This window comes from Aquabacterium parvum, assembly GCF_001447195.1.
Lineage (GTDB): Bacteria > Pseudomonadota > Gammaproteobacteria > Burkholderiales > Burkholderiaceae_C > Aquabacterium > Aquabacterium parvum.
In genome coordinates this window covers 1-655 of sequence record NZ_LFRI01000105.1, presented here as the reverse complement: position 1 = coordinate 655, position 655 = coordinate 1, and the positions used below count along the sequence as shown (strand labels likewise).

Below are 655 nucleotides of genomic sequence, written 5' to 3'. Positions count from 1 at the left end.
ACCCCAATTGCGCCACTACAAAGCATTCATGCAGTTGCCACTACAAAACTTCCGCAAAAATGTGCATAAGTCGTTGATTCACATGGAAGCGGCTTCACCAAAAATGCGAAATCGGCATTTTGGTGTCGAACTCGGGCGCCCAGGCCCACGGGCACGCCGGCGTTGAGCATGCGGCGCACGGGCGCGATGCCCGAGGCCAGGCGCATGTTGCTGCAGGGGCAGTGCGCCACGCCCGTGCGGGTGGCGGCAAAGCGGCCGATGCCTGGTGACGCATGTGCGAAAAGCGGAGGCCCCGGCACGTTTCTTGGTGAGGTCATCCTTCCTTGAAATCGGTTGTGCGGAGAACCCGAAACGATCAGCATTCACAAGCAAGGTAACCTACGTCCGTTTGCGGTGCCACGTGATGGAGGGGCGCATGAGGGACATGGCAGCGAGTCGACTTTTTGAGGTGCGTTGGCTTTTGTCGTTCAGGTCTGCTGCCGTGGCGGTGTGCCTGGCGCAACTTCCGTTGACAGGTTTGGGGGTGCGGCAGAAAACTTGGACTGGTTAAACGGCGATTCCCAGGCTTTGGCGATGCCCGACAGGGCTGCGAGCACCAAGGGAAACTTTGATCCGCGCCTCGTTGTACCACCGGATGTATGTGTCCAAGCAGACG

General features: G+C 59.1%; 1 protein-coding gene and 1 pseudogene. Both read right to left on the bottom strand.

The features are described from left to right. Positions 1–137: 137 nt before the first annotated feature. Positions 138–266, bottom strand: a pseudogene (locus tag ABG80_RS21860) (amidohydrolase family protein); the annotation flags it as partial. 280 nt (positions 267–546) lie between these two features. After that, positions 547–655: IS3 family transposase (locus tag ABG80_RS21855; protein ID WP_152987453.1), on the bottom strand; the 109-nt coding region annotated here is incomplete at its 5' end.